The following is a 24,024-nucleotide window of genomic DNA, read 5'->3' on the forward strand; positions in this document are numbered from 1 at the left end:
ACGGTTGCTCGCCGAGCCAGGCTCCGCGATCGAGCTGCATAGGGCTGGTGGCGGTGGCGTTGGGGGCGTGTCGGCGACCGGCGGAGTCTGTCTGGAGCCGGGAACGTCCTGCCCACGCATGTAGGTAATCTGATCAAGCTCGGTGGGGTCCCGCACCCTGCGCGCGACGACGGGGAGGCGTAGGAGTGAAGTGGGAGACCGCCATGGTGGCGGCGCAGTCCAGCGACAGCCTGGCGTACAACATCGGCTTCGCGGGAAGCAGGATCTGCTGCTGTCTCGTCGTCGTCGGCGGCATTGTGGCAGCGATCGTGGTGTCGGTGCGGTCGTCGCGCAGTCGTTCCGCGTCGCAGAACTTCGGGCAGGGGCCGTACCCACCTCCCGGTTACCACCAGCCGCAGCAGGGCTTCTACCCGCCGCCCAGCTACCAGCCACAGCAGGGCTCCTACCTACCGCCCGGCTACCCGCCGCCCGGCCACCAGCCGCAGCAGGGCCCGTATCCTCCGCCCGGTGAGAACCCGCCGCCGGTCCCGCCCCAGTCGGCGCCACCGTATCCGCAGGGCACCCCGCCCGAGCCACCGCTGCCCTGATCGTCAGCACTTCACCGCTCTTTCCGGAGCGGTGGTACGGGTGCCGACGCCGCGGTGTTCGCGGGTGGTCCGGGCGCCCGGCTGCCACGCCCCCGGGGCGGCCTGGCGGCCGTACGAGGCTTGATTTCGTTCGTGAGAACGGGGCTCTGGCGGGCTTTCCGTGAACGTCGTGCTCAGGCGGTTCCAGGCAACTGGAGTCGCATGGCCGGGTCTGGCGTGCGGACGAAGCCGAGCGATCGGTAAAGCCATTCAGCCTCTGGTGTGGCGCGCAGATCGACAGTGACGATGCCCCGGGCGCGGTACCAGTCCAGCAGGGCCGTGGTGCAGCTCCGGGAGTAGCCACGGCGTCGGTGGGCGGGATCGGTGGCGACGTTGAAGATGTAGCCGGTCATGCCGCTGGGGTTGCCCGGTCCGCCGAGGCGCGTTTCCACGGTGCCGACGGCGCAGGCGGCGAGCCGGTTCGGGGCGTCCGGCTGTGCAACGACGAAGGACACGAGGGTGGGCTCGGCATCGTCCAGTCGCCTCTCGAGTGTTTGCTGTGCTTACTCGCGCCATCGACCGTGCGCGGGCTCGTGGCCCTGCATCGCAGCGATCAGTACGCCGCGAAGCCGGACCAGTTCTGCGGCGTCGGCGGCGGTGGCTCTCCGGACGTTGATCATCGGCCGATGATATGGGCCGTTGGCGAACCGGCCATGGGTGTGCTGGTAGCGGGCGGACCGGGAGACTTGCAGCGCGGAAAGCCATTGCTGTCACGGCGGCAGTTCCTTCGCTTGTCGGAAATCTGGGAGCTAACGCTCTCGTGGATATGCGCGGTTCCCAGCGTAGAGGCACGCTCTGCCATCAGGTAGCTGCATGAACGCGGCGGGCCACCATCGGCTTTGGCCTGGATCTCGATGGAGCAGCAGGTCAGGACCGGCCACCACGGTTTCGTATTCGCCTTCCGTGGTCGGCATGACATCTGCGAGCGAGCCCGAGAAGGTCCACCGCAGAAGCGGTACTCCTTCGTGTCGTACGACCTCAATGTTGTCCTCGAAGCCCTGATAAACGCCGGCATGCCGCTCGAGATCAAACGGTTCAGGGTCAGGCTCTGGCTGTAGGAGTGGCGGCAGAGAAACTCCGGCGAGTTCGGCGAAGATTTCGTTGCACAAGGACCGGTAGAGGTCGCGGGCAGGTCCTCCGTTTGTCAGTAGTGCGACCGCGAGGCCTTTCGATGGCATGATGCGGAGGCACGCGCTCTGGGCAATGGTATCGCCGTCGTGCCCGAAAAGTGAGTGTCCGCCCCAGTTCTGGAGGAACCAGCCCAAACCTACTGACTTTGTCTCACCATTATCGAACGGCAATCCAACCTGCGGGGACCGCATGTCGCGTATGAGGTCCGACGGAAGCACTGCTTCGTTATTCGGGACGCATCCATCGTGGAGATGGAAGCGTGCGAAGGCGAGCACGTCACCTACCGATGAGACGATTCCGCCAGCCGGGCCGCCGGACCGAGGCAGAACCCAGCGCGCTACCGGAGTAAAGGTGCCATCGGGCTGACGTTCATGTCCCACAGCAGCACTGTGGAGTATCGCCTCCTCCGGCAACGTCATTGTATTGTTGAGGCCGAGCGGTTTGAAGACGAGGTCATGCATCGCCGCGTCCCACACCCTGCCGGTGACCGCCGAAATGACCCGGCCCGCCAGGCTGAAACCTGAGTTGCAGTAGGAAAAGGTCTCGCCCGGTGGAAGGTTCGGCGGCACGGGGGCCAGTGCATCAACATATCGTTCGAGGCAATCATCGCCTCGTCCCGTGTCCGTGAAGATGTCACCAGCGATACCGCTGGTGTGTGTGACAAGGTGGCGCAGCGTTATCCGATTCTCCAGGCCGTCCGCCAGCCGGAGTTCCGGCAGCCAGGTCGATACGGGCCGGTCCAAATCCAGCAGCCCTTGGGCGACAAGACATTGGACGGCCGTTGCCGTGTAGACCTTGGTGATTGAACCAATTTGGAACACGGTGTCAGGCTGAACCGGAAGCCCGGCTCTGGCATTCGCCATCCCATACGCAGCGCACAGGACCTTGTCGCCTGACAGGATGCCGAGGGCTGCACCAGCCACGCGATGCTTCTCAGCGAGAATGTGTAGACGTTGCTGCCAATATGCGGTGTCAAATGTGGACCGAGGGCGACTGGGGCTGGGCATGCGGCTATCCTAACTGCCTAGCTCGGGCCGACGGGAGCCCGCGAACGCCATGCCTATGCGGCCGGCATACCGTCCGCACCCGGCAGCCGGCAGGCAACGAGCGCATCGCACCCACGCTCGCCGCCCATGAGATCGCCACGCTGGTCGCCGACACCCCTCGGTCCGCCTTGGGCGACAACCACCTCCGGCTACTGTTCGATGGTGATTTCCTGCGGGTTTGAGATTCCAGCATGATCGATGAGTACGGCGCCGTCGTCGAGGCTTGAGCGGCCGCTTCGGCGTGGATATCCGATGCGTTGCGGTGCGCCGTCTTCGTACGCTCTGCCATTGTCGAATGCGGGGGGCGTCTGCGCCCGGCTCGTCGCCCTCGGGCTCGTCACCGGGTCGGGCAACGGCGTCTACCGGGCGCGGCCCGCCCGAGGCGGTCAAGACGATGATGGACGGATTTGGCGGCAGCGGTCAGATGAACAGCTGGCCAGGTACGAGGACATGTGGGTGGCGTTCCATGACCCGAAGGGGAAGCCGCGCGGCGTCTGGATGCCGGGCGGTCGTGGCATGGGCGCGTTCGGGTGATCGGGGTCTGCGTTGAGTAGAGATGCCTATCTGTACTGCTGGTGCCGCGATGCTCGCATGGCACTCGGTAAGCCGCTGCGCAACTCGTGGGACGACATCCTCTATTACGCGTTCCACGAGTCGTATCCCAAGCACAGCGACGATCGGGAGATGTCCGGATCCTTGTGGAAGATCTTCGCTGATCATGCGGGGCATGTGCTCGAACCGGTCCTGGAAGAGTCTCCGGAGGATCACGCCGCCGATCCGGCCACGCCGACGATCGGTGGTGACGCGTTCGGGGACCGGCCGTTCGCGCAGTACCTGGCCGGGTGGCCGGAGGGTGCGTTCGCTGAGCATCGCGACCGGGGGTTCGACGTTTCCGGCGAGGGTTATCTCGCATGCCCGCAGTGCAGGGAGCGGATCGGGCTGGGGGTTGCGGTGCGAGACGCCGCTGGCGCGGTGGTGTTCTTCCACCGGGGTGGGTCCGAGGCGCCGGCCAATTCGCGGCAGTCTCAGCTGAACCGTGCGGTGTGGCGTTTCCTTGCCCGGCATCTGGCGCACCGACTTCCCGTCCTGGTCGGCCCACCGTTTGCGGTCGAGGTGGCTGGGTGGCGCGAGATCGGACGAGACGTCGACTTCGAGGAGTACCTAGCCGGCTGGCCTGGCTGACGACGTGTCGTCCACGGAGGTGTTCCTGGCCTGTCTTCGCGCCGCTGTGGCGTTTCCGCCGTACCGGGAGTCGGCGTTGCCGGTGGCGGACGCGAGGAGCGGGTGTGAGTTCAGATGGGACCGCTCATAACGCCGGCATCGGCGAAGGCGGCGGCCAGCAGGCTAGCGATGATCCACAAGGCCTGTTCGTCTGACCGCCAGCAAGGTTCGTCCCGCGCGGCGCCGTAGCGGGGTCAGTGGGTGGCGAGGGCCTTGCCCGCCGCGGTGGCGGCGTCGTGGGCCGTGGCTTTCATTTCGGCGGCAAGGTCGGTGAACTCGTCGAGCGCTGGGTTGATGCCGACCAGGGTGAACTCGCGTTCCACGACGGTGAGGTCGGCACCCCAGATGTCGACCAGGATGCGCCGCAGGTAGTCGGTGTTGTGGTCCCAGCCCTCGCGCGGGGTGCCCGGGCCGTAGGCGCCGCCGCGGGTGGTCAGCAGGACAACGGGCTTGCCGTCGAGCAGCTTCTCGCCGAGCGTGCCACCGGCGAGAGCCAGATCGATCCATGTCTTGGTGTGCTGGGAGACACCGTAGTTGTACAGGGGCATGGCAAGCACCGCGGCGTCGGCGGCCCGCAGTTCGGCGGCCAGTTCCCCGGCCACGGCGAGCGCCGCGCGTTGGGCGTCGGTGCGCTGCTCGGCGGGGGTGTACGCGCCGCCGATGGCGGCGGCCCAGGCGTCGGCGGGTAGCGGGTCGGTCGCGAGGTGGCGGCGTACCACGGGCCGCTCGGGGTGGACGGCGGTCCACTCGGCGAGGACGAGGTCAGCCAGCTCGCTACTGGCGGACCGGGGCCCCTGGATGCTGGCGTCAACGCGGAGCAGGGTCATGGTTGGTTGCTCTTTCCTTGTGTGAACTGGTGGATCGGGCGCGTCATATCGGCCAACTCCGCGTGCGGGGCTGGCCCACGGCTGTACAACGCCGCTGGAAACTGAGAGGGGGACCTGGCACGGCCCGACGACAGGGCCTGTGATCAGAACGAGTACGGGCCGAACCGGCCCCACGCCACGACGGTTGCGAGCAGCAGCAGGACCACGTTGACGCCGATGCCGGAGTACTCCTTGCGGCGGGCGTGCACCACGATCGCGCCGATCATCGTCAGGACAAGGCCGGTCGCGGCGAGCGGGACGAAGATCGGCGCGATTCCCAACAGCCCAGGCAGGATCAGCCCGATCACGGCGAGCAGTTCCAGCGCCCCGATCAGCTTGACCATGCCGGCGCTGAAATCCTCGGTCCAGGCCAGGCCGGACGCGGCGAGTTTCTCCTTCGGCTGGGAAAGCTTCATCACGCCGGCAGCGGCGAAGGCGGCGGCCAGCACTCCGGCGATGATCCACAGGGCGATGTTCACGAGGTTCTCCAGGCGTCAGATGACTTCAAGCGTTGAGCAAACCGTAACTCCGGATGACTTCAACATACAAGTCAAATCGAGGTTGGATCACTTCAGATGTGAAGTTATGCTCGATGCATGGAAGCTGCTCAGGAGCCGCGATGGCTGGACGACGACCAAACACAGACCTGGCTGGCGCTGACCGGGATGATGATGCGGCTACCCACGGCCCTGGGCGCTCAGTTGCAGCGCGACGCCGGGCTCAGCCACTTCGAGTACCAGGTGCTGGCCGGACTGTCGATGTCGCCGGAGCGCACTCTGCGAATGAGCGTGCTGGCCGGCTTCGCCGAAGGATCACTGTCGCGGCTCTCGCAGGTCGTGGCCCGGCTGGAGAAACGCGGCTGGGTTCGGCGCACCCCCGACCCGGCCGACGGCCGCTACACCCTCGCCATCCTCACCGACGCAGGCTGGGACAAGGTCGTGGCCACCGCCCCCGGACATGTCGCCGAGGTGCAACGGCTGATCTTCGACGCGCTCACCAAGGCCCAGCAGCGCCAGCTCGGCGAGATCGGGCGCCGCATCGTCGCGAAGATCGACCCGGGCGACCCCTGCATCACCGGCCGCCTACCCTGACCCCGCGATGACATCACCCAGCGGGCAAACTTCGATCAACAATTCTCCCCCGGGAGCGTGGCCAGCTCGGACCTCCCTCGCCGCGGGCGGTCGTACGTTCGAAGCCATGCCCCGGGTTTTGCGGTACCGGTGACACCGCGCCGTGTGCCGAGTGAGACTTCCGGCATGGCGACCTCCGCAGTGGCCGACGGCCCCGCCCCGCCCGTGCTGAGCCGGCGGCAGATCAACACCATCTTCGTCGCCATCATGCTGGGCGTGCTGCTCGCGGCACTGGATCAGACGATCGTGGCGACGGCGCTGCCGACGATCGTGGCCGACCTTGGCGGCGCGGCGCACCTGTCCTGGGTGGTGACCGCGTACCTGCTGGCCGAGACGGTCGCCACTGTGCTGGCCGGCAAGTTCGGTGATCTGTTCGGCCGCAAGCTGGTCTTCCAGGTCAGCACCGTGGTGTTCATCGCCGGGTCGGCGTTGTGCGGCGTCGCGCACGACATGCTGTTCCTCATCACCGCCCGGGCCGTGCAGGGCATCGGCGCGGGCGGGTTGGTGGTCACCTCGATGGCATTGATCGCCGACGTGATCCCGCTGCGCGACCGGGGCCGCTATCAGGGCGCGCTGGGCGCGGTCTTCGGCGTGACCACCGTGGTCGGGCCGACCCTGGGCGGGCTGTTCACCGACCATCTGAGCTGGCGGTGGGCGTTCTACATCAATGTACCGGTCGCCGTGGTCGTGCTCGCCGTGTCGGCCCGCACGCTGCCGTCGCTGCGCGCCCCCGGCCGCCCGATCGTCGACTACTTCGGCATCGCGCTGGTCGCGCTCGGCTCCTCCAGCATGATCCTCGCGCTGTCCTGGGGCGGCAACGAGTACGCGTGGGGCTCCCCGGTCATCATCGGCCTGATCGCGGCCTCGGTGGTGCTGCTCGCCGCCTTCGTCGCCGTCGAACGGCGTGTCTCCGAGCCGATGCTGCCGATGCGCCTGTTCGGCAACTCCGTCTTCACGGTCTGCTCCGTGCTGAGCTTCATCGTCGGCTTCGCCATGCTCGGCGCCATGACGTTCCTGCCCATCTACCTGCAGTACGTCAAGGGTGTCTCGGCCACCGCCTCCGGGATCCGCACGCTGCCGATGGTCGTCGGGTTGTTCATCACCTCGATCCTGTCGGGCTCGGTGATCGGGCGGACCGGGCGGTACCGGGTCTTCCCGATCGCCGGGACCGCGGTCATGGCCGTCGGCCTGTTCCTGATGTCGACCATGGGCCGCACCACCAGCACATGGCTGGAGTCGCTGTACATGCTCGTGCTGGGCCTGGGCATCGGCCTGTCCATGCAGGTGCTCACGATCGCCGTGCAGAACACCGTCCCGTACGCCGACCTGGGCACCGCCACCTCCGGAGTCACGTTCTTCCGCACCCTGGGCAGCGCGTTCGGCACCGCCGCGTTCGGCACCCTGTACGGCAACCACCTGGCGTCCGAACTGGCCGCCGCGCTCGCGGGCGCACCCGCCGGCACCGTCGCGGCCGCCAGGGACCCGCACCTGCTGCACCAGCTGCCGCCGGCGCAGGCCGCCCCGATCATCGACGCGTACGCCAGCGGCATCCAGTACGTCTTCCGCTGGGTCGTGCCCGTCGCGTTGCTCGGTTTCATCGTCGCGTGCTTCCTCAAGGAGGTGCCGCTGCGCGGCAGCGCCCGCGCGGCCGCCACCGACGTCGGCGACGGCTTCTCCGCCCCCACCACCTCCGCCGACCGCGTCGCTCAGCTCGAACGGGAGGTCAGCGACATCATGCGCCAGGCCGGCGCACGGGTCGTCCTCGAACAGGTCCTGGCCGGCACTGGCGGCGTCCTCAGCCCCGCTCAGGCCTGGGCGATCGGCCAGACCCACCTGCACACCAGCACCCGGGGCCGGGCCGAGCTGACCGCGATCGCCCGGGTGTACCGGTTACCGCACGAGGTGCTGCAACCCGTCTTCACCGACCTGTGCCAGGCCGGCTACGCCGAGCAGACCGACGGCGTCATCGCCCTGACTCCCGTCGGCCGTGAACAGCTCGGCACTATCCAGGACGCCTGGCGGCAATGGCTCGACACACACCTCGACGACATCACGATGACCGATCCCGACGACCGAGCCCAGCTCGACCAGGCCCTGACCAACATCGCCGGCAGACTCCTCAACGAAACCCCCGCCCACGAACCAGCCGACAGGTGAACAGATCCCCGGGCGGAACCCGATCGAGGGTGTCCATGCCGGCAACGGCGTCATTCTGGCGGCTGGCTGGAGGATCCGCAGGACCACTACGAAATGAACAAGGCGTTCGGGACGCGGCGCAACGCGAAGGACGCGGTGTCGGCGCTGCGTACCGGCGGCAAGCTGCCAGCCGGCTGGACCACCCTGCGGCTGTCGGGCGAGAGAACGGTGATCGGGGCATGTCTGGAGCGGGGTACTGCCCGCGCGTTGTCGGCGGTCAGCTCAATCAGTTGTCGCGCCGGTTCTCGCGGCTGTGGGTGACGGCTCGGAATATTCCCCAGCCAGCATCGCGTACACCGCTACATCTCGGTGGCCGTCGGGAAACTTGACCGCACCGCGCAGGACGCCCTCGAGGGTGAAGCCCAAGCGTTCCGCCAAGCGGCGGCTGCGGTCGTTGGTGGTCAAGGTCCGCATCTCGACGCGGTGCAGGCCGAGATCACCGAAGGCATGACCGAGTACGGCGTCCAGCGCGCAGGTGATCAGGCCTCGGCCCTCGGCGGCGGCGTCGATCCAGAAACCCACGTCGGCATTTCCCGCGGACCTGTCGATCGTCAGATTCATCGCGCCGACGAGGCGGTGGCCCTCGTCGCTCTGCACGCCGATTGCCAGCGGAAGGCGGCTGCCGTCCAGCCAGGCATGTCCGGAGCGTTCCAGTGCGGTGCGGGTGGTTTCCGGCGTGGGCTCCTCGCCGCCGGGTGACCAGACAGCCAAGCGGGCATGGTTAGCGGCAACCAGGGTGTGGTACGCCGTAGCGATCGCCGGCGTGCGAGGTATCAGGACGACGCCGTCTCCGATCGGCCAGATGAACCGGGTGGTGGTGGTCGGCATACAGCGGATCTTAAGTGGAGGACGCGGGTGCGGCGGCCACGCGATGACCCAGTAGGCCGTACGCCAGCCGGTCGTGGCCGGGCGGGCACCGGCCAGGCCGGCGCTGCGGAGTTGTCTGGTCTGTGGTGGGCGGCTGCTGGGTGAGGCGCGGGCGTCCATGGTGTTCTGGGCTGCTCGTGAGCCGGTCGCTGCGAGCCGGTTGGGAGCGCGAGCGCCGCGGAAGAGAAGTCGCACCGGATGAGTGCGGTCGCACGAGTATCGAATCACCCGGGCAGGACGCCCGGGTGATCCCACCCACCTTGAACGTCAGGCCGTGAAGGAGGCCTTGCGGCGGCGCCCCACGAAGAACGCCGCGAGACCGCCCGCGATCAGCACGCCACCGGCCACCGCGGCGACAGCCGCGTTCGCACCGGTGATCGCGAGAGCACCACCGGTGCCGGCGCCGGAACCGGCGCTACCCGCGACGGCGCCGCCGGAGGGTGCCGCCGAGACCGTGCGGACCGGTGCCGCCGAGACCGAGGCCGAGGTCGAGGTCGAGGTCGAGGTCGAGGTCGAAGTCGAAGGTGACGGGGACCCAGAGGTTGACGGTGACGGCGAAACCGCGCTCGCGCCGATCACGATGGTTCCGTGCGACTTGTTGTTCGCGTCGTTGGAGTCGATCACCTCAGCGTGCTGCCCGGAGACGGCAGGCGCTGCCGGCTCAAGAGTGAGCACGCCACCGCTACCCGGCTGGTAGGAGTAGCCGGGCGGCTGCGGCTTCAGCAAGCCGAGCTTGTCCATCTGGTCGGCGGTGTACCAGTGGTGCTCGTAGTCGTAAGTAGCCTTCGTTCCCGGCTCGCGGGCCAGCAGGACCATCGGCGATTCGGCAAGTTTGTACGTGGTGCCGGGAGCCAGCTCCACATCGAACTTGCAGATCGCGTAGTGGACGTCGAAATTGCCTCGGCCGGGCGTGAGGTACCAACAGTTGCTGTACTGGTTGGGCATCACCCACCGGTCGAAGGTCGTCAGGCGCATCGCCACGCCGGGCACCGCCTTCGTGCCGGCGTTGCGGATCTCGATCGGCACCGCCGGGTTCGTACCGGGGCGAGCTTCGGTCTTCGCGTCGACCGGGCCGGAGACGAGGTCGACGTCCTCCACGACGGGCGCGGAGGGCGTGGTCTCGGCCGCGTACGCGGGTGCGGACAGACCGACGACAGCGGCGACGACCACCGACGCCCGGGCAGCCGCCCGGACGGCATGGCGCATTGACATTCCTGACCCCCATGATCAATAAGAGGTCGGCAGGATATCAGCATGCGCCACTACCTGATAGACAGAGCTGGGAACCTGTGGCCGGCGGCACCGAACGTGCGACGCCACGGCGGCGGCCTGTTCGGGGCAGCCTCGAGACGTATCCGTTCTCGGGGCGCAGGTGGATCGTGGAACGGTCGCTGTCCTGGCTGATGCGCGCCCGCCGTAACGTCCGCGACCACGAACGCCTCCCGGAACACTCCGACGCGCACATCACCTGGGCGAACCTGCCCTCATGGCCCGCCGGCTGCGGATGATCGGTCAGGCTACCGAGTCCGGTGTGAACGGTGTCAGGCAAAACGGATGGCCGGCCGGATCGAGCAGTACCCGCCACCGCGAGTCGGGCTGCTCAGGCAGCGTGGCCCCGAGCGCTACCGCCCGCTCCTCAGCCGTCCCGAGATCGTCGGCGGTGAGGTCGAGGTGCACGATCGCCGTTCCCGGCCAAACCGGGGGAACATGACGGGCGACCTGTTGCGCTACCAGCACAGCCCCGTGCACTTCGATTCCGACACTGGACTCCTTCGCCCACAACTGGCGGCCCCCAAGCAGCCCCCGGTAGAAGTCGGCAAGCCGCTGCGGGTCGGGACAGTCCAGCGAGATGGCCACCAGCCTCACCGGGCGAAACTCAGTCACAACGGCACCCTACGGCCTGCGCCGCGCATATGCCGGTCCGCGGATATCCGGATCTGAGAAGGCGCGCTTGGCCCGGTCTCTGCCCACGCCCCGGCTGGTCGACCGGCACTCGCTGTAGTCGCCGTCGACGACGCATCGGCTGCCTAGCCGTGGCGCCGGATGGGGACCGGAGGTTAAACGACTAGCTTAGGCCGGGACGGATCGCTGGAATCCCCCACGCGCCCCCGCGGAGACGACTACCCTCGGTAACCTTCGGATGGCGGGGGATCATTCGGCGCGCGGGTTACGGGGGCCTCATGGAACGCCGGATTTCACATTGTGCCGGCATGCGGGACGCCGATCAGGCGAGAGGTCGTCCCGGCTGGCGCAGGGACGGGTTCGCGGGCGAGCGCCTCGGCCCGATCGGGCACGGGCCGCACCGGGCCAAGGTCTCGTCATGACCGGCACGGCGCTGGTCCTCTCCGGCGGCGGGGCACCCGCGGCGTACTTCGGCGCCGGGGTGATCCGGGCCCTGGAAGAGGCGGGGGAGCGGCCAACCGTCCTGTCCGGGGTGTCGGCCGGTGCGATCAACGCCTGCGTGGTCGGCGCCGGCACCGACGCCGAGACGCTGGCGAGGATGTGGTGCGACATCCGCTGGCACGACATCTACCGGCCGCGGCTGGACCTGTGGCGGGCGGTCAATGTGCGGCAGTTGCTGCGGCCCAGGCTCAACCTCGTCGAGTACGCCCTGGACGCGGTCGGATGGACCTGGCTGCTGGACACCGCTCCGGCCCGCCGGACACTCGCGACCTACCTCGGCGGGACGGCGATCCAGCCGCGGTCCGGCGTCACGGTCGTGGTCTCCGCCGTGGACCAGAGCACCGGCAACGTCGTGCGCTTCTGTTCCGCGCCGCCCCCGCCGGAGCGGTACGATGCGACGTTCCGGACAGTCGACCTCACCGTCGACCACGTGCTGGCCAGCGCCGCGGTGCCGATGCTGTTCCCGCCCGGCAGCAACAGCGACGGCCACGGACTCGTCGACGCCGGCCTGGTGACGAACACCCCGCTCGCACCGGCCATGCGGTACCAGCCGGACCGGGTGATCGTGGCCTCCGGCGCCGGCATCACCCGCCCCGCGCCGACACCGACGTCGCTCGGTGCCGCCATGGCGCTGCTGGCCGACAACGTGGTCCATTTCGCGCTCACCGCTGATCTCGACCACGCGAAGACCGTCAACCAGCTGGCCCGCGCCGCGCCCGAGGCCACGGTCAAGCGTGACGTTCCGATTCTGCTGATAGAACCGGCCGAACTCGGCTTCAGCGTGAACGACTTCCTGAACTTCGAACCCGGCCGGGCGAAGAAGATCATCGAGTACGGCCGGGAGCAGGCCGGCAAGGCACTCGCCGAATGGAACCCGTGAGTCCGACGCCGCCCCGAAGAGACCGCACGGGTTCCAGATCTCGCGATACTTGATCGGCCCGGCAAGCAGTGGGCGGCCTTGTCGGTCGGATCAGGTGCGGTACACGCCGAACTCCCACAGCGAGTAGCCGTACCCGGTCGCGCGGGCCGTTCCGGTGACCCGGACGTACCGGCCGGAGCCGGTGACGTCGAGATCGTCGAAGCCGCCGTTGCCCGTACTGGTGCTGAACAGCGTGGTCCAGGTGGTGCCGTCCGCCGAGACCTGGATCGTGTACGCCTTGGCGTAGGCCGCCTCCCAGGCGAGCTGAAGATGGTCGAACGCCTGCACCGAGCCGAGGTCCACCTGCAGCCACGCGGTGTCGACCCACTCGCTGGCCCACCTCGTGCCGTAGTCCCCGTCAACCGCGTAGGCGGCCGTCTGCGGCCCGTTCGCGCCGGTCGGCTGGTACGACGAGGCGGTGGCCGTCCGGCCGCGGGCCAAGTTGGTGCCCGTGACCGTGGGCGGCACGACCCGGAACGAGCGTTGTTCGATGCCCACGTTGCCCTGGCCGTCGAAGGCGTACACATAGACCTTCCACACCCCGAGCCGTTCCGGCGCGCGGGCGGTGAACGAACCGTCGGCGTGGTCGGTGAAGACCACGTTGGTCAGGCCGGTGTCGCCGGTGAGGTACTTGTCGGAGTACATGAGGTTGTAGCGGATCGGGTCGCCGTCCGGGTCCGTGGCCGTGCTGGTGATGGTGAACGGCGCACCCGCGGGTACGGCGGTCGGGTTGCTCACGGCCATGGCGGTGATTTCGGGCGGCGTGTTGGCTGATGGCTGTCCGGTGTACGCCTGCCGCAGCGCGTGGTAGCCGAGGCGCCGCCATCCGCCGGTGACGGTGTTGAGCCAGACGCCGCCGAAGTCGTTCTCGGTGCCGTAGTGGAATTCGGTCGCGCCGAGCGCCACCCCGGGATGCGCCGTGATCGCATCCCAGCTGCTGCGGTATCCGTCTCGTTTCTGCAGGTCGGTGGGCTCGGTGGGTACGCCGTTGACGTCCGCGGGCACCTCCCACTCCCCGGCTGGTCCGCCCTCGGTGACGATGTACGGCCTGGTGTATCCGCCCTCGATCCAGTCCTGTTTGACGGTCCCGATCGCGCCGTAGGAGTTGACCGCCAGCAGGTCGAGGTGCGGCGCGTACTGCTGGTAGTAGGGCCACGCGCCGGTGTACGCGTCCGTCGAGGTGACCGGGTGGTTCGGATCCGCCGCGTGGATCGCCTGCGCGAGGTCGTCGACGAACCGCGCGTACGCGATCCGCCGCGCCTCGACCTCGGCGGCGGGCAGGCCGTGGTCCTGCATGGTGAGGATGACCTCGTTGCCGACGTCCCACAGGAGCACGCCCTGGCTGCCTTTCAACGCGTTGACCCGGGCGACGATCTCCGCCTTCGCCGCGGTCTTGTAGGTCGTGTCGTTGACGTAGTCGGCGCCCTGGTTCAGCCAGTGCCCGACGATCACTTTGATGCCCTGCTGTGCGGCCTTGTCGAGCAGCGTGGGGGTGCCGGTGTCGTCCACGCCCCAGGTACGGATGGTGTTGACTCCCATGTCGCGCAGGTCGCGCAGGTAACCGTCGGCGGCGGCCTGCGGCGGACCGTACGTCAGACCCTTGATGTGGTACGGCGCGCCGTCGACCGTGAGCTGCCAGGCGCCCTGCGTGCCCGTGACCCGGACCGTCGAGGGTCCGGTCGGGGTGGCGGGGTCGGCCATCGCAGCGGGGACGGTGCCGGTGGCGCGGGCGACCGTGACCGAGTCGACCGACAGGACGCCGCCCGAGGTGGTCTCCGGCGTGGGTGTGGTGCCGCCCGCGACGGCGTCGGGCAGCGATCCGCCGATGGCGAGGTCGAGGCGCAGGTAGAAGCCGTGGTGCACGGCGGCGTTCCACGCCGCGACCCCGACCTGCGACTCACGCACCACCCACGTCTGCCGGCCGTCGAGGTAGAAGCGGATCTCCTCGTCGGTCTTCGTCCGGTCGACGACCTGGCTGTATTCGTGGTAGCCGCTCTGACAGCCGGGGCAACTGGCGAGGCCGCTCGTCCGGCCGTCGTATTCCGCGCACGGGCCGTCGGGGGCGGTGCCGCAGTGCAGGGTCTGCGACAGCTGGTTGCGCCCGTTGACGTCGGTCATGATGTCGGTTTCGCCGACGGCGGGCCAGTTGGTGTAGTCGCCCCGGTAGGCGGCGCCGGTGGCGCGGAATCCGGGCCAGTAGCCGAGCCCGTCGGCCACGTCGGGTTGCCGGAGGACCGCGCTCAGTTTGAGGAGTTCGCCGGGGCGTGGGTCGAAGTCGGTGCGCTGGGTTTCGAGGCGGCCGGACGTCCATTTTCCGGCGCCGTCCCGGATCGCGGTGATGGCCAGCTTGCCGGTGCCGTCCAGCGCGACATTGGTGCTCGCGTCGGATGCGGTCTCCACCTCGCCGGTGCCCCAGTTGGCGGCGCCTCCGGTGTACGACGTACCGGTACGCATGAGCCAGTTGGCGGGGTTCGGTGCGGTGTTCGCCGGACCGGTGAAGTCGTCGCTCCAGACGGTGGTCCAGCCGTCGGAGAACTGACTCGACCAGCGCGTGCCGGTGTTGCCGTCGACGGCGTCGGCCGCTGTGACGCCGGCACCCTCCTCAGAGGACGCGAGCACCGGGCGGCCCTGGGACAGCAGGGTTCCGTGGGCGTGCGCCGGGAATTGCGCGGCCGCAAGGTAGCCGACGACGATCGTGATGACGACGACCGGGGCGAGCCGCCGGGGGCAGCGCCGCATGCGGGTGCCGGGGATGATCGGCGATGCCTGGGGGAGCGGCATGTGCACGGGGTACTCCTCAGATCGGAGACTGCATCGGGGGCAGGCGGGACCGTCGAATCGTCCGAACCCGGGCGACCATTCACGGCAGCTCGTAGTTCTCGTTCAGAGCGGCACCACGGTCCGGCTTGTACTGGTCGAAACCGCGCGGATCGCATTGGAGTCCGCCGTTGATGCAATGGGTGACCAGTGCGGCCAGCGTCGGCGGGTCCCACGCGTTGTAGACGTCGTAGTGGAATGTGTAGCCGCGCCCGCTGGACAGCCGCACGTTCATCATCGAGCCGCTGACCGGGAAGGCCATCTTGAACTCGATCATCGGCACCGCCACCGGGTGGCTGGCCGGGCACACCCCGACCACCGGGTACGCCATGTGGCTCTTGTGGTCCGGTGTGTCGAGGTGGATGCCGTCCCAGCAGCTCGGCGCCTGGTATCGGATGTTGAGCTGGCTGCCGGCCGGGCAACTCGCCGGGAAGTCCCAGTGGCGGGTGCTGTCGCCGCACTCCCAGCCCTCGACCGCGCCGGGAGCGTTCGCGAACTCCGCCATCGTCGCGGAATGGCTGCCCACCACGTAACGCAGGCCGAGCGGCGACGGCCGTACGCTGCGGTAGTCGATCACGCCGCTCTTGTAGTAGATGACCTGCCGGCCGACGGGCTGCACCGCGGTGTCGCCGTTGAGCACCGTCGGCATCCAGTACCCGGTCCGGTCTCCCGGGGTGATGCAGGACGTCTGTCCCGCCTGCAGACTGGCCAATGTGGTGGCCGCGTTGGTCGTGGTGTTGCCCAGGAAGGTGTGCAAGTGCGAAGCACCGGGCAGGTTGGGGAAGACGATCGGGTCGTCGGGCAGGTTGGAGCGGCTCACCGAGCAGTTCGCCTGGAACTCGTGGTGGGTGGTCGGCGGGTTGGTCGCCGGTGGCACGGCGATGGAGGGGACCACGCCGGTGACCGGTGGATTCGCGTAGACGTAACCGTCGCCGTCGGTCGGCGGGACATGGGCGAGCGAACCGTAGACCTTGAACTCCAACAGCGAGTACCCGTAGCCGGTGCCGCGTTCGGTGCCGTACATCCGCACGTAGCGCCCGTCGCCGGACAGGTCGAGGGTCTGTGTGCCGCCGGTGGCGTTCGTGGTGTCGTAGATGGTGGTCCAGGTGGTGCCGTCCGGGCTCGTCTGGATCTGGAACGCTTTCGCGTACGCGGTCTCCCAGTCGAGCACGACCTGCGTGATCGTCGCGGTGCCGCCGAGGTCGACCCGCAGCCACTGCGGATCCGACCATTGGCTGCCCCAGCGGGTGTCGAGTCGGCCGTCGACGGCGGCCGCGGCGGGTGATTCGCCGTTCTCTGCCGACGAGGCGAGGGTGGGTCGGCCCTGTGACAGCAGGGCGTCGGCGGCGTGTGCCGGTGGGATGCCGGCCGAGAGCTGCACGGCGGCGCAGATCGGTGCGATGAGCCCAACGAGCGTTCGTCTCATGGGATCTCCAGGGGGATGGCCGGGCTTCCCACTCGGCGCGCGGGAGATGGCTCTGCCTGGCGGCGGTCATCGCGCCGGGCGGGGGAGGGGAATCCGGCTGCGGGGTGCGGGAAAGCGCTTTCCCGCAGTGTTACGCCGGTGTTGCACGGGCGTCAATATCTCGGGCTGGTTCCGGAACTATCTCGGGCATGAATGTACATAGTGGGCGGTACCCGGCTCGATCCGAATCGTCGACACGGCCTCCGTGCCCCTTGGCCGGCATCGCTCCCGGCCATCGGCCCTGTGGAACACGCTCGATGGAGAGCGCTTTCCACCGTGCTATAAAGACGGCATGCGTTGCCGGAGCGCCGTGCGATGACGACCACGGGCCGCCGCCCACCGGTCGGTGGACGGCTGCCGACATTGGACGATGTCGCCCGGGCGGCCGGGGTTTCCCGCGCAACCGCGTCGCGTGCCATCAACGGGATCCGCAACGTCGATCCCCAGCTGCACGCGGTGGTCTGGGACGCCGTCGAGCGCACCGGGTACGTGCCCAATCGCCTCGCCCGCTCGCTGGTCACCCGTCGCACCGGGATCATCGCCCTGGTCGTCTCCGACTCCGAGAGTCACGACGACGACCCGTTCCTGAACCGGTTCTTCGCCGACCCCTACTTCGGCCGGGTCGTCGGTGGGCTGATGCGGGTGCTGCACCCGGCCGGGATCCAGCTCGCCCTGCAGTTCGTCGGCACCGGGGAGCAGCGCGCCCGCCTGGTCGGCGACCTGCGTCACGGCCAGGCGGACGGCGTCATCGTGGTCTCCCTGCCCGGCCATGACCCGTTGCCCGGGATGCTCACCGACGCCGGAGTCCCCGCCGTCATGATCGGGCGCCCGGGCGAGCCGGTGCCGATCAGTTACGTCGACCTGGCCCACGACACCGGCGCCGCGCTGGCCGCCGATCACCTCGTCCGGCGCGGCTGCCAACTGATCGGAATGATCTCGGGACCGGTGGACGTACCGGCGAGCAGCGACCGCATCGCCGGTTTCCGCCGTTCCCTGGCCCGGCACGGTCACGCCTGGCTGCCCCAGGCGGCGGGCAACTTCACCCAGGAGAGCGGGTACACCGCCATGCAGGCGCTCCTGACCGAGACCCCAGGGCTCGACGGCGTCTTCGTCGCCAACGACCTGATGGCACTCGGCGCTCTCGTCGCCCTCCGCGAGGCCGGGCGTCACGTGCCGGCGGACGTCGCGGTGGTGGGTTTCGACGACAGCAGCGCGGCAACCGCGGCGAACCCCGCCCTGACCACGGTCCGGCACCCGCTGGAGGACATGGCCGCCGAGGCGGCACGGCTGCTGCTGACCCACATCGACGACCCGGGCCTGCGGGTGTCCTCGGTCATCTACGAACCGGCATTGGTGCTGCGCCGGTCCACCTAAACCGGGTACGGGGCATCAATGCTCCCCCGTGGCGAATCGACCGCGTCGGCGTGCGGCCAGCCAGGCGGGTATCAGGCTCGCGGCGAGCGCCGACGTCCAGCAGGCCGCGATGACGGTCGCGACGCCCGCGTGGGACAGGCTCAGCTCAACCGGTGCGCCGACCGCCTGGGACACCCCGCTCCGAACCCCGGCGAGGGCGGTGAACGCGACGAGCAGGCCGAGCGTCGCACCGAGGCCGACCGTGAGTGTCGCCTCGGCGGCGACGGTGCGCAGGACCTGCCCGACGGTGGCACCGGACAGCCGCAGGACGGTGAAGTCCCGAGCCCGCCCGGCGGTGGCCAAGACCAGGGTGGTGATGATGGCGATGCCGGTGTATCCGACACACAGGCCGATCAGCAGCGTGGTGAACACGGTGGTCAGCGCGGTTTCGCGCACGGAGCGGACCGACCGGTGCTCGCGGGCGGGCACCGCGGTCGCGCCGAGCCCGTCGACCGCGGCCCGGAGCGTGGCCAGCGGCACGCCGTCGACGTAGACGGCCGGCGTGAGCGCCGACGGATCGTGCGCTCGCACGGTCGCCCGGGGCAGCAGCAGCGGACCCGTCGCGGCGGCCCAGTCCACGGTCGCAACGACACGCATGGTCATGCTGCGCCCGTCGGCGAAGGTGATCGGGACTCGGTCGCCGAGCGCGAACGGGATCCAAGCCTGATCCGCGACGATCAGCGTGTCCGGGGCGCCGAAGTCCGACAGGGTGCCGGCACGTACGGCCGCCGCCTGGCCGCCGGTGGTGAGCGTCGCCGGGTCGACACCGGCGCCGCCGTACAGGTCGCCCCCGGCGTAGAGCTCGGTGGGGGTGACGGCGACGGAACTGCCCGCGGGCAGGGCACGGAGCACGGCGTCGGAAAGGCCGGGAGTGCCCGCGGGTTGCACGACGGCGGACGACCGCACCGCCGCAGTGCCGGGCTCGTGGGCGGACATCGTCGCCACCTGACCGAGGATCAGCGTGGCGAGCCCGACCGTGACGATCACCGGTGCGGCCGTGGCCGCGGTGCGCCGGACCGCGGTGACGCTGCCTGCATGGACCAGGGTGGCGGTGATGCCGCCGAACCGGCGCAACGGCCAGGTGACCACCCGTACCAGCCCGGGCATGATCGCGGGACTGAGCAGCGTCAGGCCGGTGATCAACGACATCGCGGCGAGCATCGACATGGTGATCATGTCCTCCGCCTGGGCGGCCGATGTGCAGACCGCCACCGCGGCACCGATCGTGGCCGCCAGAGCGCCGCCGAGCCGACGTACCCGGGGCATCGGCCGCTCGTCCACAGAGGCTTCGCGCAGCGCCTCGATCGGCGCGATCCGGCTCGCCCGCCAGGCGGCCGACACCGCACCGAGCACGGCCACCACGATCCCGGCGACGTACGCCAGGACCAGGGGGCCGAGCCGGACCTGGGTGGCGAACCCCGGGGGTTCGAAGCCGCCGTCGACGAGGATGTCACCGAGAACGGGTGCGGTCAGGGCGCCGAGCAGCACGCCGACCGCGGCGCCCACGACACCGATGCCGACAGCCTCGCCGTACACGGTGCGCCGGACCTGTCGCGGTGTGGCGCCGATGGCCCGCAGCAGGCCGAATTCCCGTCGCCGCTGACCGGCCGCGAGCGCGAAGGTGGCGGCCACGACGAACACCGACACGAAAGCGCCCAACGTCACCATCCCGGTCAGCAGCTGCGCACCGATCATTCGGGTACGCGTCTCGCTCGCTTCCTCCAGCGCAGCGTCACGGTCGTCGCCGGTGACGACCCGGGCGGCGCCCGCGGCGGCCCGGATCGCGGCAGGATCGGCATCGGGGTCCGCCTGCACCCCGAGCAGGCGGACACCGCCGGCCAGCCGGTCGGCGGCGGCGTCGCTGACGTAGAGGCCGGGGCCGTCGATGGTGCCGGTCACGGTGTACGCCTGCGGCCCCGCCGCGGTCAGCAGCGTCACCGGGGAGCCCGGGGGCAGGCCGAGGGCGCGACCGACGACCACCTCGCCGTCACGGGCGGGCGCCAGCCCCGAACGGAGGGGGTACGGCGCGAGCCCCGCCGTGGACCACGAATGCCCCTGTGGATCCTCCGGATCGGCCAGGCCGACCGGTCTGCCGTCGCGTACGAGCTGGGCGTAGAAGGAGCGGGCGGGCACCACGCCGGTCACTCCGGGGACGTCGCGCAGCCGGGCGGTCAGGGTACGCACCGCCTCCGGCGACCAGGGCACCCCGGTGTTCTGGACGAAGACGCCGGTACCCGCGTACCGGCCGGGAACGTGGGGGGCGGCGGACAGATACACCAGCAGGGTGCTGGAGATCAGGGCGACCCCGAGCGTCAGCGTGGCGAACGTGCCGACGAAGGCGGCCCACCGGTGGCGGATGGTGGCGAGCGCGATCATTCGCGGGTCTCCAGACCGGCCATGCGCGCGGCGATGGACCCGGCGTCCAGCGCGCCGGTCACGTCGGCCACCCGACCGTCGGCGAGAAGGACCAGCCGGTCCGCGTACGCTGCCGCGACCGGGTCGTGACTCACCATGATCACGGTGTGGCCGTGCGTGTCGACGAGGTCGCGGAGCAGCCGGAGGACCTCGCGGGAGCTGACCGTGTCCAGGGCGCCGGTGGGCTCGTCCGCGAAGACGACCGCCGGTCTGGTGATCAGGGCCCGGGCGACGGCGACCCGCTGCTGTTGCCCACCGGACAGCTGGCCGGGCCGGTGGGTGGCCCGGTCGGCGAGCCCGACCTCGGAAAGCGCGCGGCGGACGATTCCCGGGTCGGGCCTGCGCCCGGCCAGGCGCAGCGGAAGGGCCACGTTCTGTTCGGCCGTGAGCGCGGAGACCAGGTTGAACGACTGGAACACGAAGCCGATCCGGTCGCGCCGCAGGATCGTCCGGGCGCGTTCGGTGAGCGGGCCGAGGTCGGTGTCGGCCACGACGACGGTGCCTTCGGTGGGCCGTTCCAGTCCGGCCGCGCACAGCAGCAGCGTGGACTTCCCCGAGCCGGACGGGCCCATCACGGTGGTGAACGTGCCGGTCGGAAACCCGAGGGTCACCCCGTCCAGCGCGGTGACCGCATTGTCGCCGGTTCCGTACGTCCGGCGTACCGACCAGAGCTGGACGGCATCGGACCGTTGCGCGGTGGTGATCGTCATGGGTCTGAGCCAACCGTCGCGGCCGGGCGCAGGCATTGGCGCGGGGTGGAGATTCACAGGTAGTGCTGGGTCTACCGGCAACGTCCCGGGACGCCTGTACCGTTCGGCCCGTGATCGTCCGAACCGCCTGGCAGGCCGTGCTGCAGAGTCCGGTCCGCTTCCTGGCGTCGTCGTGGCCGTGGCGGTCACTGGCGTACCTGGCGTCGGGGGTGCTGGTCGGCGCGGCTACGGTCGCCTCGCTGGTGATTCTGCTGGTCGGTGGCACGCTGCTGGCCGTGGCGCTGGTCGGGCTGGCGCTGCTGCTCGCGGCGGCGCTCTCGGGCCCGGTGGTCGCCCGGTTCGAACGGATGCGACTCCAGCTGGTCGACCTCGACCCCGCGCCCGACCCGCACCGCGCGCCGGAGCAGCCCGGCTGGCGGGCGTGGGTTGCCGTCCGGCTCCGCGAGCAGCAGACATGGCGCGAGCTGGGCTACGTCGCCGTGTCGGCACTTGCGCTGTGGTGGATCGACTTCGCGGTCCTGGCATTGTCGCTGAGCCTGCCGGTGCTCTCCGTCGGCTCGATCATCATCGACCGGGAGGTGCCCTGGTTCGGGATCGTCTTCCTGACGATCGTGACGCCCGCGCTGTTCGTCGTCGCGGCGTATCCGATCACCGTCTGGGCCGGGGCGCGTGCCGCGTTGGCCCGCAGCGTCCTGTCCCCGCGCGACGTGGAGCTGGGTGCCCGCCTGGGCGAGGTGTCCCGCTCCCGGGCCCGGCTGGTCGACGCGTTCGAGGTGGAACGTCGCCGGATCGAGCGCGACCTGCACGACGGCGCCCAGCAGCGGCTGGTCGCCCTCACCCTCGCACTCGGGCTGGCGCGGCTCGACCTGTCGGACGACTCACCCGCCGCGAACAGCGTCGACGAGGCCCACGAACAGGCCAGGCTCGCCCTGGCCGAACTGCGGGAGCTGATCCGCGGGGTGCACCCCCAGATCCTCACCGACCGAGGACTGGCCGCGGCCACGGCCGACATCGCCAGCCGCTCGCCGGTACCGGTCCACGTCGACGTCACCCTTCCCGCCCGTCTGCCCTCCACAGTGGAGGCGACGGCGTACTTCGTCATCGCCGAAGCACTCGCCAATGTCGCCAAGCACAGCCGGGCCAACCGGGCATCGGTACGCGGCCGCCTGCTCGGCGGGTGCCTGGTCGTCGAGATCCGCGACGACGGCGTCGGCGGCGCCGACCCGGCCGCGGGAACCGGCCTCGCGGGCCTGGCCGATCGGGCCGCCGCGGCGGACGGCACCCTGACGGTTTCCAGCCGGGCCGGCGGGCCGACCCTGATCACCGTGGAGATTCCATGCCCGGAGTAGACCGTCCGCTGCGGGTCGTGGTGGCCGAGGACGCCGTGCTTCTGCGCGCCGGGCTGGTCGGTCTCCTCGAACGGTTCGGGCACACCGTCGTCGACGCAGTGGGCGACGCCGCCGCGCTGCGCGACGCCGTGGCGGCACACGAGCCGGACATCGTGGTCACCGACGTACGGATGCCCCCCGGCTTCACTGACGAGGGGTTGCGGGCGGTCGTGGCCCTGCGGGCCCACCGGCCGTCGCTGGCGGTGCTGGTGCTGAGCCAGTACGTCGAACAGACATACGCCAGCGAACTCCTCGACTCGCACCGCGGCGCCGGGGTGGGCTACCTGCTCAAGGACCGGATCGGTGAGGTGACCGAGTTCGTCGACGCGGTCAACCGGGTAGCGGCGGGCGGCACCGTCGTCGACCCCGAGGTGGTCCGCCAGTTGCTGAGCCGCCGCCGCGATCCCCTGCGCCGGCTGACCGCCCGGGAACTCCAGGTGCTCTCCCTGGCCGCCGAGGGCCGCTCCAACGCGGCCATCGCCCGCGCCCTGGTGGTCAGCGAGGCCGCGATCGCCAAGCACATCGGCAGCATCCTGGCCAAGCTCGACCTGCCACCGGCCGACGACGACCACCGCAGGGTGCTCGCGGTCCTGGCCTATCTGCGTGGCTAGCCCGAACGTGGTCTGCCCTCATCGCATGACCCCCTTTCCCGGTCCGGCACGGAGAACCTGTGCCCGCCCGGGAGGCGACCCCGCAAACGGATGTGTGGCCGTCAGTCGTGGGTGTGCACTGGATTGAGGCGGTTCATGGCGTGACGTCGGTGGCTGCGCGGATGGGCGTTCGTGATGCCGCATCTGGTCGATGCCGTGGCCGCGGCCCGCGGCTGGCCACGTTGACAACGGCCACCGACAGCACGGCGATGAGCGCGGCGGCGACGATGTCGGCGGGGTAGTGCACACCGACCCAGATCCTCGACACCCCGATGACGAGGGCGACCACGCCCAAGATCAGTCCCCATCGGCGGTACAGGAATGCCCCGACTGCCAGGGCGAGGGTGAATGCTGCGGTGGCGTGGTCGCTGGGCAAGGACGACCCGGGCTCGTGGGCGATCAGCTGGTGCACCGTGTGGGACTGGAAAGGGCGCACCTCAGTGTCGAACCGCCCGATCAGGGTCGCCGTGGCAAACGCGATGACTCCCGATGCGCCGACCGCGATCACCGGGCGTAGCCGACGCCTCCACACCGCGATGGCGACCAGGACTGCGACCACAGCGAAGAGAGCGTAGATGAGCCAGACGGCGCTGAACTCCATGAGGTCGTCGATGCCATCGACCCGTCCAGCGAATCCGTTGAGGGCCTCGAACAACCCGTAGTTCATTGACGGATCATCGCCCGGACATCCTGAGGAAACGCTGAACGAGCCGTGGCGGAGATCAATCACCACGGTCGCGGGCGACGGCGGCCGGCGGCTG

The 24,024-nt window shown here is 69.7% G+C and carries 21 protein-coding genes; 9 read left to right on the forward strand and 12 right to left on the reverse strand.

The window, feature by feature from the left end:
• Positions 1 to 185: 185 nt before the first annotated feature.
• Positions 186 to 587 carry a hypothetical protein gene (locus ACMCNK_RS33840; RefSeq protein WP_412740391.1) on the forward strand — a complete coding sequence of 134 codons (402 nt, stop codon included), beginning with the start codon at positions 186 to 188 and terminating at the stop codon, positions 585 to 587.
• A gap of 173 nt (positions 588 to 760) precedes the next feature.
• On the opposite strand, the gene ACMCNK_RS33845 is transcribed toward ACMCNK_RS33840, so the two are convergent.
• Both ACMCNK_RS33845 and ACMCNK_RS33850 read right to left on the reverse strand, forming a co-directional pair.
• Positions 761 to 1,081 carry a GNAT family N-acetyltransferase gene (locus ACMCNK_RS33845; protein WP_412740392.1) on the reverse strand — a complete coding sequence of 107 codons (321 nt, stop codon included), beginning with the start codon at positions 1,079 to 1,081 and terminating at the stop codon, positions 761 to 763.
• Between the two features lie 294 nt (positions 1,082 to 1,375).
• Positions 1,376 to 2,764 (reverse strand): serine hydrolase domain-containing protein, encoded by a 1,389-nt coding sequence (locus tag ACMCNK_RS33850; protein WP_412740393.1) that lies wholly within the window; start codon positions 2,762 to 2,764, stop codon positions 1,376 to 1,378.
• Positions 2,765 to 3,394: 630 nt separating this feature from the next.
• Here ACMCNK_RS33850 and ACMCNK_RS33855 point away from each other — a divergent pair.
• On the forward strand, positions 3,395 to 3,985 hold the full coding sequence (locus ACMCNK_RS33855; RefSeq protein WP_412740394.1) for a hypothetical protein: 591 nt from the start codon (positions 3,395 to 3,397) through the stop codon (positions 3,983 to 3,985).
• Between the two features lie 233 nt (positions 3,986 to 4,218).
• Here the strand turns inward: ACMCNK_RS33855 and ACMCNK_RS33860 are convergent, their stop codons facing one another.
• Together ACMCNK_RS33860 and ACMCNK_RS33865 are read right to left on the reverse strand one after the other, a co-directional pair.
• Entirely contained in the window at positions 4,219 to 4,851 is a 633-nt protein-coding gene (locus tag ACMCNK_RS33860; protein ID WP_412740395.1) for an FMN-dependent NADH-azoreductase, read from the reverse strand.
• 143 nt (positions 4,852 to 4,994) lie between these two features.
• Positions 4,995 to 5,369 carry a DoxX family protein gene (locus ACMCNK_RS33865; protein ID WP_412740396.1) on the reverse strand — a complete coding sequence of 125 codons (375 nt, stop codon included), beginning with the start codon at positions 5,367 to 5,369 and terminating at the stop codon, positions 4,995 to 4,997.
• Positions 5,370 to 5,486: 117 nt separating this feature from the next.
• Between ACMCNK_RS33865 and ACMCNK_RS33870 the strand changes: the two genes are divergently transcribed.
• On the forward strand, positions 5,487 to 5,981 hold the full coding sequence (locus ACMCNK_RS33870; protein ID WP_412740397.1) for a MarR family winged helix-turn-helix transcriptional regulator: 495 nt from the start codon (positions 5,487 to 5,489) through the stop codon (positions 5,979 to 5,981).
• A 165-nt stretch (positions 5,982 to 6,146) separates the two neighbouring features.
• The gene (locus ACMCNK_RS33875; protein WP_412740398.1) at positions 6,147 to 8,177 is read left to right on the forward strand and encodes a DHA2 family efflux MFS transporter permease subunit; all 2,031 of its coding nucleotides are present in this window, start codon (positions 6,147 to 6,149) and stop codon (positions 8,175 to 8,177) included.
• Between the two features lie 261 nt (positions 8,178 to 8,438).
• Here ACMCNK_RS33875 and ACMCNK_RS33880 read toward each other — a convergent pair whose 3' ends face one another.
• Together ACMCNK_RS33880 and ACMCNK_RS33885 are read right to left on the reverse strand one after the other, a co-directional pair.
• Complete coding sequence (locus tag ACMCNK_RS33880) at positions 8,439 to 9,044, reverse strand: GNAT family N-acetyltransferase (RefSeq protein ID WP_412740399.1); 606 nt, start codon at positions 9,042 to 9,044, stop codon at positions 8,439 to 8,441.
• 306 nt (positions 9,045 to 9,350) lie between these two features.
• On the reverse strand, positions 9,351 to 10,109 hold the full coding sequence (locus ACMCNK_RS33885; protein ID WP_412740400.1) for a hypothetical protein: 759 nt from the start codon (positions 10,107 to 10,109) through the stop codon (positions 9,351 to 9,353).
• A 353-nt stretch (positions 10,110 to 10,462) separates the two neighbouring features.
• Here ACMCNK_RS33885 and ACMCNK_RS33890 point away from each other — a divergent pair, with 353 nt between their 5' ends.
• Positions 10,463 to 10,591 (forward strand): hypothetical protein, encoded by a 129-nt coding sequence (locus tag ACMCNK_RS33890; protein ID WP_412740401.1) that lies wholly within the window; start codon positions 10,463 to 10,465, stop codon positions 10,589 to 10,591.
• Positions 10,592 to 10,595: 4 nt separating this feature from the next.
• Here ACMCNK_RS33890 and ACMCNK_RS33895 read toward each other — a convergent pair whose 3' ends face one another.
• Complete coding sequence (locus ACMCNK_RS33895; RefSeq protein WP_412740402.1) at positions 10,596 to 10,967, reverse strand: VOC family protein; 372 nt, start codon at positions 10,965 to 10,967, stop codon at positions 10,596 to 10,598.
• Between the two features lie 436 nt (positions 10,968 to 11,403).
• On the opposite strand from ACMCNK_RS33895, the gene ACMCNK_RS33900 reads away from it, so the two are divergent.
• Complete coding sequence (locus ACMCNK_RS33900) at positions 11,404 to 12,366, forward strand: patatin-like phospholipase family protein (protein ID WP_412740403.1); 963 nt, start codon at positions 11,404 to 11,406, stop codon at positions 12,364 to 12,366.
• A gap of 90 nt (positions 12,367 to 12,456) precedes the next feature.
• Here the strand turns inward: ACMCNK_RS33900 and ACMCNK_RS33905 are convergent, their stop codons facing one another.
• Both ACMCNK_RS33905 and ACMCNK_RS33910 read right to left on the reverse strand, forming a co-directional pair.
• Complete coding sequence (locus ACMCNK_RS33905) at positions 12,457 to 15,186, reverse strand: discoidin domain-containing protein (protein WP_412741075.1); 2,730 nt, start codon at positions 15,184 to 15,186, stop codon at positions 12,457 to 12,459.
• Between the two features lie 79 nt (positions 15,187 to 15,265).
• Positions 15,266 to 16,648: a DUF1996 domain-containing protein gene (locus tag ACMCNK_RS33910; RefSeq protein ID WP_412740404.1), complete on the reverse strand. Its 1,383-nt coding sequence runs from the start codon at positions 16,646 to 16,648 to the stop codon at positions 15,266 to 15,268.
• A 354-nt stretch (positions 16,649 to 17,002) separates the two neighbouring features.
• On the opposite strand from ACMCNK_RS33910, the gene ACMCNK_RS33915 reads away from it, so the two are divergent.
• Positions 17,003 to 18,061 (forward strand): LacI family DNA-binding transcriptional regulator, encoded by a 1,059-nt coding sequence (locus ACMCNK_RS33915; protein ID WP_412740405.1) that lies wholly within the window; start codon positions 17,003 to 17,005, stop codon positions 18,059 to 18,061.
• Positions 18,062 to 18,076: 15 nt separating this feature from the next.
• On the opposite strand, the gene ACMCNK_RS33920 is transcribed toward ACMCNK_RS33915, so the two are convergent.
• Entirely contained in the window at positions 18,077 to 20,476 is a 2,400-nt protein-coding gene (locus ACMCNK_RS33920) for an ABC transporter permease (RefSeq protein ID WP_412740406.1), read from the reverse strand.
• Positions 20,473 to 21,225: an ABC transporter ATP-binding protein gene (locus ACMCNK_RS33925; RefSeq protein WP_412740407.1), complete on the reverse strand. Its 753-nt coding sequence runs from the start codon at positions 21,223 to 21,225 to the stop codon at positions 20,473 to 20,475. The genes ACMCNK_RS33920 and ACMCNK_RS33925 overlap by 4 nt, the downstream gene beginning before the upstream one ends.
• 110 nt (positions 21,226 to 21,335) lie before the next feature.
• Here ACMCNK_RS33925 and ACMCNK_RS33930 point away from each other — a divergent pair, with 110 nt between their 5' ends.
• Together ACMCNK_RS33930 and ACMCNK_RS33935 are read left to right on the forward strand one after the other, a co-directional pair.
• On the forward strand, positions 21,336 to 22,574 hold the full coding sequence (locus ACMCNK_RS33930) for a sensor histidine kinase (protein WP_412740408.1): 1,239 nt from the start codon (positions 21,336 to 21,338) through the stop codon (positions 22,572 to 22,574).
• Positions 22,562 to 23,224, forward strand: a complete 663-nt coding sequence (locus tag ACMCNK_RS33935) for a response regulator (protein WP_412740409.1) — start codon at positions 22,562 to 22,564, stop codon at positions 23,222 to 23,224. The genes ACMCNK_RS33930 and ACMCNK_RS33935 overlap by 13 nt, the downstream gene beginning before the upstream one ends.
• A 133-nt stretch (positions 23,225 to 23,357) precedes the next feature.
• On the opposite strand, the gene ACMCNK_RS33940 is transcribed toward ACMCNK_RS33935, so the two are convergent.
• On the reverse strand, positions 23,358 to 23,930 hold the full coding sequence (locus ACMCNK_RS33940; protein WP_412740410.1) for a phosphatase PAP2 family protein: 573 nt from the start codon (positions 23,928 to 23,930) through the stop codon (positions 23,358 to 23,360).
• Positions 23,931 to 24,024: the final 94 nt, after the last annotated feature.

The organism is Krasilnikovia sp. MM14-A1259 (genome assembly GCF_047159535.1).
In the GTDB taxonomy this organism is placed as follows: domain Bacteria; phylum Actinomycetota; class Actinomycetes; order Mycobacteriales; family Micromonosporaceae; genus Actinoplanes.